The sequence below is a fragment of the Bradyrhizobium sp. ORS 111 genome (genome assembly GCF_045571485.1).
GTDB lineage: Bacteria > Pseudomonadota > Alphaproteobacteria > Rhizobiales > Xanthobacteraceae > Bradyrhizobium.
This window is the reverse complement of the sequence record NZ_CP120701.1, coordinates 4,170,144-4,186,561: the sequence shown is the minus strand read 5'-3', so window position 1 is coordinate 4,186,561 and position 16,418 is coordinate 4,170,144. Positions and strand designations below refer to the sequence as shown.

General features: G+C 65.5%; 14 protein-coding genes. 8 read left to right on the top strand and 6 right to left on the bottom strand.

Annotated elements, in window-relative coordinates; translation table 11 throughout:
- The first annotated feature begins 109 nt into the window (after positions 1-109).
- The 5 genes from pbpC to P6U30_RS19500 all read left to right on the top strand — a co-directional run bounded on the left by pbpC (position 110) and on the right by P6U30_RS19500 (position 5,991).
- Positions 110-2,152, top strand: coding sequence for a penicillin-binding protein 1C (gene pbpC / locus P6U30_RS19520; RefSeq protein ID WP_407170492.1), 2,043 nt, complete (start codon positions 110-112; stop codon positions 2,150-2,152).
- A gap of 142 nt (positions 2,153-2,294) precedes the next feature.
- Positions 2,295-3,959, top strand: coding sequence for an ArnT family glycosyltransferase (locus P6U30_RS19515; protein ID WP_407164582.1), 1,665 nt, complete (start codon positions 2,295-2,297; stop codon positions 3,957-3,959).
- A 1-nt stretch (position 3,960) separates the two neighbouring features.
- Positions 3,961-4,806, top strand: coding sequence for a phosphatase PAP2 family protein (locus P6U30_RS19510; protein WP_407164581.1), 846 nt, complete (start codon positions 3,961-3,963; stop codon positions 4,804-4,806).
- A 67-nt stretch (positions 4,807-4,873) separates the two neighbouring features.
- A complete protein-coding gene (locus P6U30_RS19505) occupies positions 4,874-5,653 on the top strand; it encodes a glycosyltransferase (RefSeq protein WP_407164579.1) in 780 nt (259 codons plus the stop codon).
- Positions 5,653-5,991 (top strand): lipid-A-disaccharide synthase N-terminal domain-containing protein, encoded by a 339-nt coding sequence (locus tag P6U30_RS19500; RefSeq protein WP_407146325.1) that lies wholly within the window; start codon positions 5,653-5,655, stop codon positions 5,989-5,991. Before P6U30_RS19505 ends, P6U30_RS19500 begins: the two co-directional genes overlap by 1 nt.
- On the opposite strand, the gene P6U30_RS19495 is transcribed toward P6U30_RS19500, so the two are convergent.
- Positions 5,992-7,680 carry a Na/Pi cotransporter family protein gene (locus P6U30_RS19495; RefSeq protein ID WP_407164577.1) on the bottom strand — a complete coding sequence of 563 codons (1,689 nt, stop codon included), beginning with the start codon at positions 7,678-7,680 and terminating at the stop codon, positions 5,992-5,994. It lies immediately after the preceding gene.
- A 288-nt stretch (positions 7,681-7,968) separates the two neighbouring features.
- On the opposite strand from P6U30_RS19495, the gene P6U30_RS19490 reads away from it, so the two are divergent.
- Together P6U30_RS19490 and P6U30_RS19485 are read left to right on the top strand one after the other, a co-directional pair.
- On the top strand, positions 7,969-8,214 hold the full coding sequence (locus P6U30_RS19490) for a PilZ domain-containing protein (RefSeq protein ID WP_407152557.1): 246 nt from the start codon (positions 7,969-7,971) through the stop codon (positions 8,212-8,214).
- 127 nt (positions 8,215-8,341) lie between these two features.
- Positions 8,342-9,172 (top strand): tetratricopeptide repeat protein, encoded by an 831-nt coding sequence (locus P6U30_RS19485; protein ID WP_407164575.1) that lies wholly within the window; start codon positions 8,342-8,344, stop codon positions 9,170-9,172.
- A 94-nt stretch (positions 9,173-9,266) separates the two neighbouring features.
- On the opposite strand, the gene P6U30_RS19480 is transcribed toward P6U30_RS19485, so the two are convergent.
- From P6U30_RS19480 to metC, 5 genes are all read right to left on the bottom strand, one after another.
- On the bottom strand, positions 9,267-10,538 hold the full coding sequence (locus P6U30_RS19480; RefSeq protein ID WP_407164573.1) for a CpaE family protein: 1,272 nt from the start codon (positions 10,536-10,538) through the stop codon (positions 9,267-9,269).
- A 4-nt stretch (positions 10,539-10,542) separates the two neighbouring features.
- Positions 10,543-11,271 carry a CpaD family pilus assembly protein gene (locus P6U30_RS19475; RefSeq protein WP_407164571.1) on the bottom strand — a complete coding sequence of 243 codons (729 nt, stop codon included), beginning with the start codon at positions 11,269-11,271 and terminating at the stop codon, positions 10,543-10,545.
- Between the two features lie 28 nt (positions 11,272-11,299).
- Complete coding sequence (locus P6U30_RS19470) at positions 11,300-12,775, bottom strand: type II and III secretion system protein family protein (protein WP_407164569.1); 1,476 nt, start codon at positions 12,773-12,775, stop codon at positions 11,300-11,302.
- Positions 12,776-12,789: 14 nt separating this feature from the next.
- Positions 12,790-13,596, bottom strand: a complete 807-nt coding sequence (gene cpaB, locus P6U30_RS19465; RefSeq protein WP_407164567.1) for a Flp pilus assembly protein CpaB — start codon at positions 13,594-13,596, stop codon at positions 12,790-12,792.
- Positions 13,597-13,877: 281 nt separating this feature from the next.
- Positions 13,878-15,074 (bottom strand): cystathionine beta-lyase, encoded by a 1,197-nt coding sequence (metC, locus tag P6U30_RS19460; protein ID WP_407164565.1) that lies wholly within the window; start codon positions 15,072-15,074, stop codon positions 13,878-13,880.
- A gap of 322 nt (positions 15,075-15,396) precedes the next feature.
- Here metC and P6U30_RS19455 point away from each other — a divergent pair, with 322 nt between their 5' ends.
- A complete protein-coding gene (locus P6U30_RS19455) occupies positions 15,397-16,413 on the top strand; it encodes an amino acid ABC transporter substrate-binding protein (RefSeq protein ID WP_407164564.1) in 1,017 nt (338 codons plus the stop codon).
- The last annotated feature ends 5 nt before the right edge of the window (positions 16,414-16,418 follow it).

Genomic DNA, 16,418 nt, shown 5'->3' with positions numbered 1-16,418 from the left:
GGGCGAAAGCGCGAAGCGCGTCTTCGGGCAGACGACCCGTGAATCCACGTCCGCGGCGCGCGAGGAAGACGCTGATGGCAGGAGGTGGGCGGTTCGTGTCGCCGCCGCGATGGCGGTCCTGCTCATCGCGATCGCGGGCGCCTTCACCGCCTGGGTCCGGTCGCTTCCGCCTCTGCCGATCGCGCAGGCCGAGCAGGTCTCGACCACCGTCGTCGACCGTAATGGCAAGCTGCTGCGCGCCTATGCGATGGCCGATGGTCGCTGGCGCCTGCCGGTCGACGCCAAGACCGACGTCGACCCGGGTTACCTGAAGCTGCTGTTCGCCTATGAGGATAAGCGCTTCTACGAGCACCATGGCATCGACCCGCTGGCGCTGTCGCGCGCCGCATTCCAGCTTGTCACGCGTGGTGAGATCGTCTCCGGCGGTTCGACCATCACGATGCAGCTCGCGCGGCTGATGGAGCCGCGGCATCAACGCTCGGTCTACGCCAAGCTGCGGCAGATGGTGCGCGCGGTGGAATTGGAGCGGCAGTTCTCCAAGGATCAGATCCTCAACCTCTACCTCGCGCTCGCCCCGTTCGGCGGCAATCTCGAAGGCGTACGCGCAGCATCGATCGCCTATTTCGGCAAGGAGCCGAAGCGCCTCTCCTTGGCTGAAGCGGCGCTGCTCGTAGCGCTGCCGCAATCGCCGGAGCGGCGGCGGCTCGACCGCTATCCGCAGGCGGCGCACATTGCGCGCGACCGCGTGCTCGATCGCATGGTCGAGGAGGGCGCGGTGTCGAAGGATGATGCTGCCCAGGCCAAGGCCGTGCCGGTGTCGAAGATGCGCAAGCAGATCCCGATTCTGGCGCCGCACTCGGCCGATCAGGCGATCGCGACGATGAAGGACGCGCCTGTCATCAAGCTGACGCTGGATGCCACCTTGCAGAAGAATCTCGAGGCGTTGGCCCGCGACCGCGCGATCGCGTTAGGGCCCTATATTTCGGCTGCAATCATCGCGGTCGACAATGCGACCGGCGATGTCCTCGCGCGGGTCGGCTCAGCCGATTATTTCGATGAGCGGCGGGCAGGGCAGGTCGACATGACCCGCGCGGTGCGCTCGCCCGGCTCGACGCTGAAGCCGTTCATCTATGGCCTCGCCTTCGAGGACGGCTTCGTGCATCCGGACAGCCTGATCGAGGACCGCCCGATCCGCTTCGGCACCTATGCGCCGGAAAATTTCGACATGACGTTCCAGGGCACGGTGCCGGTGCGCAGGGCGCTACAGTTTTCGCTCAATGTGCCGGCGATCGCGTTGCTCGACCGGGTTGGCGCCAGCCGGCTATCGTCGCGGCTGCGGCAGGCCGGAACCAATCTGGTGCTGCCCAAGGAGGAGGCGCCGGGCCTGGCGATGGGACTCGGCGGCGTCGGCGTGACGCTGCAGGATTTGGCGCAGCTCTACGCAGGACTGGCGCGGCTCGGGGCGACCAAGCCGCTGCGCGAGATCGTGCAGGACAACGACCGGCGCGACACGATGCGCCTGATGGATCAGGCCGCGGCCTGGCAGGTCGGCAACGTCCTGCTTGGCACGCCGCCGCCGGAGAACGGCGTGCCCAACCGGATCGCGTTCAAGACCGGCACCAGCTATGGCTATCGCGACGCCTGGTCGATCGGCTTCGACGGCCGCATCACCATCGGCGTCTGGGTCGGCCGCCCGGACGGCTCACCGGTACCGGGCTTGGTCGGTCGCTCCGCCGCGGCGCCGATCCTGTTCGATGCCTTCGCGCGCACCGGCAAGATCCTTGCCGCGCTACCGAAGCCGCCGCGGGGCGTTCTGATCGCGAGCAACGCGAAGCTGCCGCCGCCGCTGCGACGTTTCCGCCCACTCGGCGAGCTCATCCGCAGCGGCAATGACCGCGCGCCGCACATCCAATTTCCGCTGAACGGTTCACGCATCGACGTCGATCATTCGGAGGGCGGCCGCAATGCGGCCATGCCGGTGAAGGTGGCCGGCGGCGTGCTGCCGCTGACGGTCATGGTCAACGGTGTCTCAGCCGGGGACATCGACAGCCGGCGCCAGCGCCTGATTGACCCGCCTGGGCCCGGCTTCGCGCGCCTGACCGTGATCGATGCCACGGGGGCCGCGGATACCGTTGTGATCCGAGTGCAATGATGGCGCGGGAAAGCGGAACTGCACAGTTGTTTGCGCTGCGGTTTCATCGTATGCGAAACCCATGGTGGATGGCCTCCAACCCCGGCGCTTCGGAGCAGGGCAACAGTCTGTAAAGCCTGCGCATTCGAGCCGCAGGTTGTTCATGGCGTTCGAATTCGCAACGGCCAGCCATTGGCGTTCGGTCCTGTTCCTGACACTGACCTGTCTGGTGTTGTTCCTGCCGGGCTTCTTCACGATCCCGCCGATCGACCGCGACGAGGTGCGCTTTGCCCAGGCGACCAAGCAGATGGTCGAGAGCGGCGACTTCGTCGACATCCGCTTCCAGGACGATGTCCGCTACAAGAAGCCCGTCGGCATCTACTGGATGCAGGCGGCGGCGCTGAAGACGGTCTCCGCGCTGGGCGTGCCGCGCGCCCAGGTGCGCATCTGGGTCTATCGCCTGCCATCCTTGATCGGCGCGATCGGCGCGGTGCTGTTGACCTACTGGACAGCGCTGGCTTTCGTGACGCGGCAGGGCGCGGCGCTGGCCGCCTTGATGATGGCAAGTTGCGTGCTGCTCGGGGCGGAGGCGCGGCTCGCCAAGACCGACGCGATGCTGCTGTTCACGGTAACAGCCGCGATGGGCGCGATGGCGCGGGTTTATCTGTCATGGCAGCGCGGCGAGGATCCGGCACGTCCGTCGTGGGGGCCGCCTGCGATCTTCTGGACGGCGCTGGCGGGAGGCATCCTGCTCAAGGGGCCGTTGATCCTGATGTTCGTCGGGCTCGCGATGGCGGTGCTCGCCTTCTTTGACAGATCCGTCGCCTGGTTCGGGCGCATGCGCCCGCTCTGGGGGCTGATGTGGCTGCTGGTGCTGGTGCTGCCGTGGTTCGTGCTGATCTTCCTGCGCGCCGGCGACACCTTCTTTGCCGACTCGGTCGGTGGCGACATGCTGAGCAAGCTCGGGGCGCAGGAATCCCACGGCGCGCCGCCCGGCCTCTATCTTCTGCTGTTCTGGATTACGTTCTGGCCCGGTGCACCGCTGGCCGCGATGGCCGCGCCTGCGGTCTGGCGTGCGCGGCGGCAGCCCGGCGCGCAGTTTCTGCTGGCCTGGTTGATCCCGTCCTGGATCGTGTTCGAGGCCGTTCTGACCAAGCTGCCGCATTACGTGCTGCCGCTCTATCCTGCGATCGCGATCCTGACTGCGGGCGCGCTGGAGCGGCGCGTGCTGTCGCGCTCCCCTTGGCTTACGCGCGGCTCGGCCTGGTGGTTTGCGATCCCCGCCGCCGGCTCGGTGCTGGTCATCGTCGGGGCCATCAAGGCCATTCATCAGCCGGTCTTTCCGGCCTGGCCGTTATTTGCCGTCGCGATGGTGTTCGGCCTCGTTGCCTGGAGGCTATTCGAGGACAGCCGCGCCGAGCGCTCGCTGCTCAACGCCGCCGTCGCCGCTGTGTTGATGGCGGCGGGCACCTACGGCGTGGTGTTGCCGCGGCTCACGACGGTATTTCCGAGCCAGGAGGTGGCGCGCGCCCTGCGCACCGTGACTTGCGTCGGCCCGAAAGCGGCCGCGGCGGGTTTCCTCGAGCCAAGTCTCGTGTTCATGACGGATACGTCGACACTCCTGACCGACGGATCGGGCGCAGCCGATTTCCTGGCTCAGGGTGCCTGCCGGTTTGCGCTGGTCGAACAGCGCTCCGAACGCTCCTTCGTGCAGCGCGCCGAGGCGATCGGGCTGCGCTACAACGCGATGGTGCGGATCGAGGGTTACAACATCTCGCAGGGTAAGGCGGTCTCGATTGCGATCTTCCGCTCCGAAGGAACGGAATGAGATGGCGTTGCTGCCCGCGTCCCGGGACACCGGACATTACTTCGGACGATTGCTGACGCTGGTCTGGTTGTCCTTCGCACAGCTCGTGCGCGCCCCGTCCCATTCGCGGAGGGCCGAGGCTGCACGGCGCTCAGCGCGTCACGTGCTGCTGCTCGTCGTCGTCACCGGCGCCGCGATCATCACGCTGATGTATCTCGTCGACGCCGAAGAGATCGGCTTGATGCCGCCGCGCGGCACGCCGAGCCTGTGGTGGGTGCGGATCCTGACCGACTTCGGCAAGGACACGCATGTGCTATGGGCGCTCGGTGTTCTGCTGATTGCAGTCGCGTTGGCGGCGCCTGCAGTCCGCGGCGTGTCTCACGCGACCTTGCTCGGTCTCGGAACGCGTCTGCAATATCTGTTCCTGTCGGTCGCGTTCTCGGTGGCCGTGGGCGAGGTGGTCAAATGGATCGTCGGCCGCGGCCGGCCCTTCGTCGGCGGCAAGGCCAATGCCTTCAACTTCCATCATTTCGCCGGCACCGAAGCCTATTCGAGCTTCCCCTCGGGGCACGCGATCACCGCGTTCGCTTTGGCATTCGCCGTGTCGGCGGTATGGCCGCGGACGCGGATCGTGATGCTGCTTTACGCGCTGATCATCATCGCGACGCGGCTGGTGCTGTTGGCCCATCATCCGAGCGACGTGGTCGCCGGTGCGCTGGTCGGTGTGATCGGTGCAATGGCGGTGCGGTACTGGTTCGCCGCCCGCCGCCTTGGTTTCGCCATCCATCGCGACGGCACCGTGGTAGCGTTGCTCGGACCGTCGGAGCGGCGCCTCAAAAGGGTTGCGGGGAACGCCTTCGCCCCATAAAAGCGGTCGCCCGACGGCCGGATCGGGCCGGTTCCAGCCGGAAACAACACCAACCTCGAGTGCCGATTTGCCGCTTCCCGACCAGACGCCGGTCGCCGTTTCCATCGTCGTGCCCGTGCGCAACGAGGCCGACAATATCGCGCCGCTGATCACGGAGATTGCGGCCGTGCTCGACGGCCGCTGGGCCTACGAGATCATCTACGTCAATGATGGCTCGACCGACGACACTGCCGAACGGCTGGCTGCGATCATGGCGCAGCGGCGTAATCTCAGACAGCTTCGGCATGCCGTCTCGACCGGTCAGTCGGCGGCGGTGCGCAGCGGGGTGCGCGCCGCGCGCGGCGCGATCGTGGCGACGCTCGATGGCGACGGACAGAATAACCCGGCCTTCCTGCCGAACCTGATCTCGGCGGTCGAGAGCGGTAACGGACGCGTCGGCCTCGCCGCCGGCCAGCGGGTGGGGCGCAAAGATACCGGATTCAAGAAGATGCAGTCGCGTATCGCGAACACGGTGCGGGGCGCGATCCTGCGCGACGGCACCCGCGACACCGGCTGCGGGCTGAAGGCCTTTCCGCGCGACGTGTTCCTGTCGATGCCTTATTTCGACGGGCTGCATCGCTTCCTGCCGGCGCTGGTCCGCCGCGAAGGCTTTGCGATCGCCTATGTCGACGTGATCGATCGCCCGCGCCATGCCGGCGTGTCGAACTACGGATTCTTCGACCGGCTCTGGATCGGGATCATGGATCTCGCGGGCGTGTGGTGGCTGATCCGCCGCAAGAAGCCGACGCCAGTCGTTACTGAAGTGACTGATGTCGCTGAAGCGCCTGTCGTGACCGAGGTAAGGTGATGCTGATTCAGTATGGCCAGGCGCTCAACGCCTATCTCTACGACGTATTCGTCGCCAAGTTCGACTTCTGGCTGGCGTTTGGCCTCGTCGCGCAACTGCTGTTCACTGCCCGCTTCCTGGTGCAGTGGATTTCGAGCGAGCGCGCCGGCCAGAGCGTGGTGCCGATGGCGTTCTGGTTCTTCTCGATGGGCGGCGGCCTGATGACGCTGATCTACGGCCTCGCCAAGCGCGAGCCGGTGATTATCCTGGGGCAGGGCCTCGCCACCCTGATCTACATCCGCAACATCATGCTGATCGTGAAGAATCGCGGCAAGGCGTCGAAGACGCTCGACCGCTGATCACGGCCTTCCGGCGGCCGGCGCTGGAAGATCCGCGGCCTCGACGGCGCTCTCGCGATAGGCCGCGGTCTCGCCGGCTGCATCGAGCACTGGGTAGGCCACCGAGCAGATATGCGAGTGGATGCGGCGGAGGTCGCGCAGCACGTCCAGATGCAGCGAGGTGGTCTCGATGGTCTCCGGGCGGCCCTCACGCAGGCGCTCGAGATGACGCTCGACGGCAGCCAACTCGGCCGCGCGCAACGCGGCCTTCTCGGTCAGCAGCTTGCGCGCCTCGCTGGCGTCGCCCGACATGAAGACGCCGAATGCGATCCGCAGCGAGTCGATGGTCCGCTTATGGAATGCAGACAATTCCTCTGCGCCTTCGCTCGAGAACTGCAGACGGCGCTTGATCTTCTTGGTGGCGAGCTCGCTGAGATTCTTGTCGATGATGTCGCCGATATGTTCGAGATTGATCGCGAAGGCGACGATCTCCATGGCGCGCTGGCCCTCGCGCTCGTCGAGGCTGCCGCGGGTGAGCTTGGTCACGTAGAGCTTGGTCGCCTCGTTCAGGCTGTCGACGGTGTTGTCCATCTGTGACACCTGGTCGACCAGGGCACGGTCGTTGGTCATCATCGCCGCCATCACCTTGCGCAGCATGGCCTCGACATGATCACCCATGTGCAGCACCTCGCGCGCCGCGTCGGTCAGCGCGAGCGAGGGGGTCTCAAGCGCACTCTCGTCGAGATAGCGCGGCCGCGACGGATCGGTCTCCTGCACCCGCTTGGGCAGGAGCCGATTGAGCAGCCGCGCCATGGCGTCGAGGACGCCGATGAACAGGATCGCAGTCGCGACGTTGAAGGCGATGTGGAACAGCGCCGTTGCCTTGGCGAGATCGGGTTGCCACACCTGGATATGCTCGGCGATCGGGCGCAGGAACGGCGCCACCAGCAAGATGCCGATCACGCGGTTGACGAGATTGCCAACCGGCAGGCGATAGCTCGCCGGATCATCGCGGCGCGCACCTTCCATCAGCGGGTTGATGGCGCTGCCGAGATTGGCGCCGAGCACCAGCGCCAGCGCCGCGTAGGGTGAAATGAACTGGGAGTAGGCCAGCGACATCACCAGCAGCACGCTGGCGACGCTGGAATGGACCAGCCAGGTGACGACCGCGCCAATGAAGATGCAGAGCACGGGATCGCCGGTGATCGCACCCATGAAGACGCGCACGCCCGGGGCGCTTTCGGCCGGCGCCAGCGTGTCGAGCAGGATGTGCAGCGCCAGCAGCATCAGGCCGAGGCCGATCGAAACGCGGCCGAGGTCCTTGATCCGGGAGCGCGGTCCGGTACGGAAGGCGACCAGGCCGAGGATGAACAGCACCGGCGCGACCGCTGCCACATTGAACGACAGCACCTGGACGATCAGGGTGGTACCGACATTGGCCCCCAGCATGATGGCAAGCGCGGGCACCAGGTTGACCAGGCCTTCCGCGGCGAACGAACTGGTGATCAGGGCGGTGGCGGTCGAGCTCTGGAGCAGGGCGGTCAACCCAAGGCCGGCAGCGAAGGCGCTGAACCGGTTGCGCAGCGCCTTGCCCAGGAGCAGCCGCAGGTCCGGGCCGAAGGCGCGCAGGATCCCGCTATGCACCATGTGCAGGCCCCACAGCAGCAGCGCGACGCCGCCCATCAGATCAAGTAGGACCATGCTTCCCATGCCTGTTCCGTATCCCGGCAAATCGAGTCGAACGGGTCACGCTACCGCCTATCGACCGCGGATCAACCCTTTTTGTTCTCACGGGAACCCGGCGGTGCGAGCGGATCGGGTCAAAAAGGGGGCTAACGCGGCCGTCCCTGGAGGAGTGCCCGAGCGAGGAATTGTCAGGGGTAAATGAAGCTGGAAGGCAACCGTTCAATTGCGAGCAGTTCCGCTAGGCAGTTTCCAATCTTTCCGCGCTACGACTGCGGCAACCAGAAACTCGTCCAGCCGTGCTTGGGGATCAGGATGTTTGTCAATCGCCGCAAGAGCGAACGTCGCGTCTGCAGAAGCGTCGCCAAAATCCAGATCGGGACTGGCTCACTGCCTCGGGACTGCATGATCACCGATATTTCTGCCGGTGGCGTCAAGGTGATAGCCGAATATCTGGAAGTCCCGCCCGAATTCACCATCATCTTCTCGACCGGCAGCCCGCGCCAATGCCGTCTGGCCTGGCGGATCGGGCATGAATTCGGCGCCCAATTCATCGATTAATCCGGCACGCCCAACCATCAGACTCCTACTTGGCGCGCGCATGGCCGCGGCACGACGTCGGCCTTAACTCGCCATTAGGGTTAAGCTGTGAGCATCCGGGCACCTTCGCCGTTCCGAGTCCCCGTTGATGCTCCAGAAATCACTCCGACACATAAGCCGCGTGAACCGTCTCGCGAGCGCAGCGTCGGCTGCGGTCCTGTTGGTCGGATTGTCGGCCTGCCAGACGTCGTCAGACATTGCCGGAGACATCACCGGGTCATTGGGCGATACGGCCGAGCCGAGCCAGGCGTCCGCCGATCCGCGGCGCGACCTCGACACCTACAAGGAGCGCGTCCGCACCAATCCCAGGGATGCCGACGCCGCGCTCAAATACGCCAAGGCGCTGCGGGCCACCGGTCAGCGGGAGCAGGCTGTCGCAGTCCTGGAGCAGGCTGTGTTGGCCCAGCCCGGCAACAAGCCGCTGCTCGCAGGCTACGGGCGTGCGCTCGCCGACAACGGCAATTTCCAGCAGGCCTTCGACGTGCTCGGTCGCGCGCACAGCCCCGACGATCCGGATTGGCGTATCCTGTCTGCGCAGGGCGCCGTGCTCGATCAACTCGATCGTCACGATGAAGCGCGCCAGTACTATGCGAGCGCGCTGAAGATCCGGCCGGACGATCCTTCGGTGCTCTCAAATCTCGGATTGTCCTACCTGCTGTCGAAAGATCTGCCGAAGGCCGAGGAAACGTTGCGTCGCGCCCGGGAGCGCGCTCCCGGTGACATGCGCGTGCGAACCAATCTCGCCGTCGTGGTGGGACTGCAGGGCCGTGAGGCCGAGGCCGAGGGCATCATGAAGGCGAATCTGCCGCCGGAGCAGGGGTCGGCTAACGTTGCCACGTTGAAGCGGCTGTTGGCGCGGAGGGATGCAAGCCGGACCGACACGGGCCGGATTCCAGTCGCGGCCAATCGTCACGACTAGGTCGCGTTAGACGTTGTTGGGCGCAACGTCCGCTCACGCGCGCTTGCACTCCCTCCAGCGCGATCAAATCCATCCGCTGGCGACTTCGGCGCAATCAACCCGCGGCCTTGCGCCTGCCGTCGCGCTGGCCCTGCAGCTTCCGGAGGATCGGCGTCAGCAGCGATCCGCGTTGCTCGGCAAGGTCGGGGCGGCCGGTCAGGCGGTGCGCGATCTGCAGGAAGGTTTTCGTGGTGCGGTGCCGCGCGGACACTTCCGCGATCATCTGCCCGTTGTTGGCGGCCTCGCCGAACAGGCGGCTGTCGAACGGAATTGTCGCGATCGGCGCGCTTTCGATCGTCTTGGCGAACTCCTTGACCTCGATCTCTGGCCGCCTTGGCATGCCGACCTGATTCAGGCAGTAGAGCGGCGGCCGATCGTTGGGACGTGCCGCCTTCAGCATATTCATCATGTTCTTGGTGTTGCGCATGTTGGCGAGGTCGGGCTCGGCGACGATCAGGATATCGTCGGCGCCGACCAGCGTGCGCTTGGTCCAGGCCGTCCATTGATGCGGGACGTCGAGCACGATGCAGGAGGAGGTCATGCGCATCGTATCGAAGATCGCATCGAACGCATCGGCACCGAAATCATAAACCTGTTCGAGGGTCGCAGGCGCCGCCAGCAGGCTGAGATGGTCGCTGCACTTGGCGAGCAGGCGATCCATATAGGCGGTGTCTGGGCGCTCGGGAGAGAACACGGCGTTCGCGATGCCCTGCACCGGATCCTGGTTGTAGTCGAGGCCGGCGGTGCCGAAAGCAAGGTCGAGATCGATGACGACGGAATCCAGTCCGAGATCGCGCGCGATGGTCCAGGCGACGTTGTGGGCAACGGTCGAAGCGCCGACGCCGCCCTTGGCGCCCGCGACCGCGATCAATCGGCCGACCGAGACCGCTTCCGTTGCCGAGAACAGGCTGCAAATCGAGCGCACGATGTCGAGCACCTTGACGGGGCCGACCACATAGTCGTTGACGCCGCGGCGGACCAGTTCGCGATAAGGCGCGACATCGGCGGCGTTTCCCAGCATGACGACGCGGGTGCCGGGATCGCACACCGCCGCGAGGTCGTCGAGGCCGGCGAGGAAATCCGTGCCCGGCTCGGTTTCCAGGATAATCACGTTCGGCGTCGGCGCCTTGTGATAGGCCTCGATCGCGGCGGCGATGCCGCCCATGTGGACGGAGAGATGAGCCTTGGCGAGACGGCGATCCTCGGCGGCGGCACGTGCGGTCGTGGCGGTTGCGACGCTGGCACAGAAGGCCTGCACCGAAATGCGCGGCGCCGGGGCGATGTAGTCGTCGATCTGCGGTTGCTCGTCTTGTTGTTCGGCGGTCATTGCCTTAGTCGCTCAGCTTGGCCTTGTCAGCTTCAGGATAGGTTGTCGCGGTGGTGACGCCCTTGCGGTATTTGTCGAACGCGATCGAGCGGCGCGGCGTGTAGGCAGCAGTCTCGGTGCGCGGCTGCACGAGGTCGGAGGGATTTGCAACCATCGCCGCCAGGTTACGCTGAGTGGCGCAGCCGAAATTGTAGTACTCCTTGTTCTGGATATAGGCGGGATTGTCGAGCGAGGGGCCGAGGTCGGCCGGCCACACCCCGCAGGGACCGGCAACCGCCGCCATCTTGGGATAGCTCACGCGAATGGTGGCGAGCGCGCGCGGATCGTCGGGGTGATAGGCCCGCCTGGTGATGGCATGGCCGGGTACGCCCATCGATGCGAGCAAGCCGCGGATCTCCTGATAGATCGCCCCGGCGGCACGCGCATTCGGCGTATCAACCGGTACATCGATCGCGATCGCGCCGGTGGCCTCGCGGCGCCAGCCGCGGGCGATCCCCATGACGTCGTCGCGCTGCGTCTCGGTCAGGTTGCCGCGGGCATAACCGACGAATACGACGATTGATTGCTCGCCTTCGGTCACGGCGATCGGATGGCGCTGCCGGTAGTCGTCCGGCACGGTCCCGGTCACGACATCGGTCGTCGCTGTATTGCATCCGCCGAGCGTCAGCGTCACGAGCAGGACGCCGAACAGCGGTCGTATCGTCGAGCGCCTGCTGACTGTGTTGCGTGTCATCTTGCGATCCCCAACCCTCAAGCCCGTGTCAATCGATGATGAAGCCGAAATTGGCCGGCGTGGCGCCGATCGGCTCGGCGCGGGCGGCGACGCCATAGATGCGGTTGATGCGCGCCAGCAGCGCCGATTCCGAGTCGGAGGCCGAAGCAAATCCGTCGTCCGGTCGGGACAGGTCCTTCTGCGCAACCGCTCGCACCACATAGGGCGTCACGATGACCATCAGCTCCGTCTCGGAATTGACGAAGTCCTGGCTCCGGAAGAGCTGTCCCAGAACCGGGATCTGATCGACGCCGGGCATGCCGTTGATCGCCTGCTTGGTCTGCTCCTGGATCAATCCGGCCATCGCGATCGAGCCGCCGGAGGGCACCTCCAGCGTGGTGTCCGCGCGGCGAGTCTTGATCGACGGGATCGTCGTTCCGCCCTGGCCGCCGGTCAAAGCGTTCTCCATCGAGACCTCGGACACTTCGGTCATCACCTTCAGGCTGATGCGTCCCTCGGACAGGACCACCGGCGTGAAGTTGAGCGAGATGCCGAATTTCTTGAAGCTGACGGTCTGAACGCAATTGCCGATCGTGCCCGACGTCGTGGTTTGGCACGTCACGCCGGTTGGAATCGGAAATTCGCCGCCGGAGACGAAGGTCGCGGACTCCCCGGAGATCGCCGTGAGATTCGGTTCGGCCAGCGTCCGTACGACGCCGGCGCTCTCCATCGCGCGCAGCGTCGCGGTGACTGATGGTACACCGGCCTTCGTCAGGGCGGCTCCGGCCAAGGCATTGCCGGAGACGAGCGGTCCATTGTTCGCGGTGAAGGGGTTGTTGTTGTTGAACACCACCGCAGCGGTGCCGTAGTTCATGTTGGCGCTGAGATCGATGCCGAGCTGCTTGACCAGATCGCGCCGCACTTCGGCGACGGTGACCTTCAGCATCACCTGGTCGCGGCCGCGCACCACGATCGAGTTGACGACCTTGTCGGCGCTGCCGACCAGTTTTGCGGCGACGTCGCCGGCCTGCTGTGCCTCGACCGGGCTCGACACCGAGCCGGTCAGCACGACGCTGTCGCCGACACCCTCGATATTGACGCCTGGCAGCATCTGTCGGAGCGCAGCGCGCAGGCCGTTGAGATCGCGCTTGATCGCGATGTCGTAGGAAGCGACCTGGGCGCCGTCGCCATCGAAGAACACCACGTTGGTTTGACCGACCGCTGCGCCGATGATGTAGGCGCGCTGCGCTGAGCGGATCACCGCGTTAGCGATCTTGGGATCGGCAACCAGCACGTCCTTGGCTTCACGGGGCAGGTCGATCACGACAGACTTGCCGACGCCGAGCGCCAGGAAGCGCGTCTTGACCGGGATGCTGCTGGTCACAGCAACATCCGCATTCTTGTTCGGGTCGGCCGCAGCGGCAGGAGACAGGGCAGGGATGACAATCAGCGCTGCGACCGCCGAAAATGACAGTGTACGGACCAATGCGGTCCGCGCCTTCAGTTGTCTTGCATCTGATATCATCTGCGAAGCCCCCATCACTTCTGTGTCGTCTGACAGCTGAGAACGCCGTAGCGAACCACACTGATGCTCTCGCCCCGCTTCGGGGCCTGGCCGTTGGTCGAGGTCTCGACCGTATTGTCGTTGATGTCGGCGATGCTGCGCAGTGCGAGCGACAGCGTGCCGCTCTGCCGGGCGCGCGCGAGCGTCTCGGCCTGTTCGGGCTTCAGCTCGAGCGTCGCGGTCTTGCCGACGAGCGAGTTGCTGCCGTCTTTCTCCTTCGGCGCCTGGTCGATCGCCAGCACCCGGACATTGGACAGCAGGGTTTCGGTGACGACGACGTCGGAGCCGACGCGATCGGGATTCTTGTCGCGCTTGGACAGGATCACGTCGACGCGGTCGCCGGGCAGGATGAAGCCGCCGGCGCCGGTCTCCGGCGTGATCTCCGTAGAGATGGCGCGCATGCCCGCCGGCAAGATCGCGGCCATGAAGCCGCTGCCGTTTGCCTTGACCAGCTTCTGCTCGCGGATCGGCTCGCCGATGATGAAGGGGGCGCGCGCGATCGAGCCGATGACGTCCTTCATCGCGTCAGCATTGGTGTCGCGGCGCATGAAGCCGTTGCTCGCGGTCTCCGCTGGCCAGCGCTGCCACTGCACGTCCTCGGGCTTGACGGACTGACCGAGCCCGATGTCGGACTTGGCCACCAGCACTTCGACGGTCGGCAACTGCACGACCGGCGCGACAGGCGCCGGCTTGTGATCGGTGGTGCTGCTGCTCGCGAGATACGTGGCCGCAAGGCCTGCGACGCCGGCGATGGCCAGGACCACGATACGTGCCGTCTTCATGTGACTGACTGAATGCCCTTACGCCAGGCGGTCGCAGCCTCGCGGCGCTGACAGCCTTTCCCGGGAGCATGACTACGGCAGCAAAAGTGTAAGGGAACTTGCTACTGGGCCTGGTCGATCAGGGGATTGGCGGGGATGGTGAACGGCAGGTTATCGATGCAGTCATAACCCCGCAAAATCCCGGGGCTCACGTGATCGAGGCGAGCAGCACCGATCGCAATACGCGAGGCCGCGGCTCGGTAGCCGCGCGGCACATCTTCAGGCACAGCAGCGCAAGTGAATCAAGAGCCCGCCTTCAGCGCCGCAAATCCGCGTTCGAGATCGGCCTTGAGGTCATCGACATCTTCGAGCCCGATATGCAGCCGCAGCGTCGGCCCGCCCGGCGCCCATTTGGTCGCGGTGCGATACTCGTTGCAATCGAACGGGATCGCGAGACTCTCGAAGCCGCCCCAGGAAAAGCCCATGCCGAACAGCGTGAGCGTGTTGAGCATGGTATCGACTGCCTGTTGCGGCACCGGTTTCAGGACGACGCTGAACAGACCGGAGGCGCCGGTGAAGTCGCGCTTCCAGATCGCATGTCCAGGATCGGTTTCCAGGGCAGGGTGCAGCACGCGCTCGACCTCGGGCCGCGCGGCAAGCCAACGCGCCATCTCGAGTCCGGAGCGATGGTGCTGCGCGAGCCGGGTCGAGAGCGTGCGTACGCCGCGCAGCGCGAGATATACGTCGTCCGGCCCGGCGCAGACGCCGAGCAGGCGGATCGCCTCGGAGACCAGCGGCCAAGCCTTGGCGTTCGCCGAGATCGTGCCGAACATGATGTCGGAATGGCCGCCGATATATTTGGTCGCGGCCTGCATGCTGATGTCGACGCCCTGCTCGAGCGAACGATGATAGAGCGGGGTGGCCCAGGTGTTGTCGTCGATGACAAGCGCGCCGCGCGCGTGAGCCATCGCCGCGATCGCGCGGACGTCGGGCATCTCGAAGGATTGTGAGCCCGGCGCCTCGACCAGCACCGCGCGGGTGTTCGGCCTGAACAGGGCCGCGATGCCGCCGCCGATCAGCGGGTCGAAATATGTGGTCTCGATGCCGTAGCGCGCCAGCATGCCGTTGCAGAAATTGCGCGTCGGCCGGTAGACGTTGTCGCAGACCAGCACATGTTCACCGGCTTTCAGCACAGCGAGCAGGGTGGTGGAGATCGCGGCCAGTCCTGACGGCGCGAGCCCGACGCCGGCGCATTGCGGGCCTTCGAGCGCCATCAGCACGTCTTGCAGCGCTCGTGTGGTCGGCGTGCCGTGGCGGCCGTAGGTAAATTCACCGCGGTGGGCATGCAGGTCCTCCGCCGTCGGATAGAGCACGGTCGAACCATGGAAGACCGGCGGATTGACAAAGCCCTTTTGAGCCTTGGTGTCGCGGCCGGCCGTGACCAGCCGGGTGGCGGCGTGTTGTGGACGGGAGGGCGTGGAATTGTCGGAGGAGGTCATGGGTCGTCGCCGTTAGACTTTTGCCGCAGCCGTAACGCGTCGGGAGCGCAGAGCTACGCTGGGAAGTGTTACTAACAGGACGCGGAAGACATGCGTCAACCCCTTGACCCGGCACGCCAGTCGCTATGTGATGCGCCGCAACTTCCAGTCGCCGCACGTTGAGGGGCCTGCCGCGACCTGCGATCCCGTTGCCTGACCGATTTGCAGCCAAACTGCCGGTCAGGTCAGCATTATTTGCTGCAAGGTGGATCATCGGGTGGCCCCGTGAGCGTCAGGTGACCAAAAACAACGTCCACGGACGACCCCTGAAAGGCCCCAGCCCATGAAACGCGTTCCCCTGGCCCTAACCCTTGCCGCTGCCGCCGCCTTGTCGGCTCAGGCCGCCTCGGCGCAAACCCTGAAGACGGTCAAGGATCGGGGCCAGCTATCCTGCGGCGTCAGCAGCGGCCTGCCGGGGTTCTCCTCGCCGGACGACAAGGGCAACTGGACCGGGATCGACGTCGACGTCTGCCGCGGGATCGCCGCGGCGATCTTTGACGACCCGACCAAGGTCAAGTTCGTGCCGCTGTCGGCCAAGGACCGTTTCACTGCGCTGCAGTCGGGCGAGATCGACGTGCTGTCGCGCAACACCACCTGGACACTGTCGCGCGACACCTCGCTCGGCGCCAACTTCACCGGTGTGACCTACTACGACGGGCAGGGGTTCATGGTGAAGAAGTCGCTCAAGGTGAACTCCGCGCTCGAATTGAACAGCGCCTCGGTCTGCGTACAGACCGGCACCACGACTGAGCAGAACCTCGCCGACTATTTCAAGGGCAACAACATGAAATACGAGGTGATCGCGTTCGCCTCGGCGGACGAGACCCTGAAGGCCTACGAGACCGGCCGCTGCGACGTGTTTACCTCGGACGTCTCCCAGCTCTACGCAATGCGGCTGAAGCTCGGCAGTCCGGCCGATCACGTCGTGCTGCCGGAAATCATTTCCAAGGAGCCGCTCGGCCCGATGGTCCGTCACGGCGACGACCAGTGGTTTGACATCGTGAAATGGGTGCTGTTCGCGCAGATCAACGCCGAGGAGCTCGGCGTCACCCAGAAGAACGTCGACGAGATGGCCAAGTCGGACAAGCCCGACCTCAAGCGCGCCTTCGGCACCGACGGCAATCTTGGTGAACAGCTCGGCCTGACCAAGGACTGGTTCGCCCGGATCATCAAGGCCGTCGGCAATTACGGCGAAATGTTCGATCGCAATGTCGGCGCGGGATCGAAGCTGCAGATCGCGCGCGGCCTCAACCAGCTCTGGAACAAGGGTGGAATCCAATACGCGCCGCCGATCCGCTGATCGGC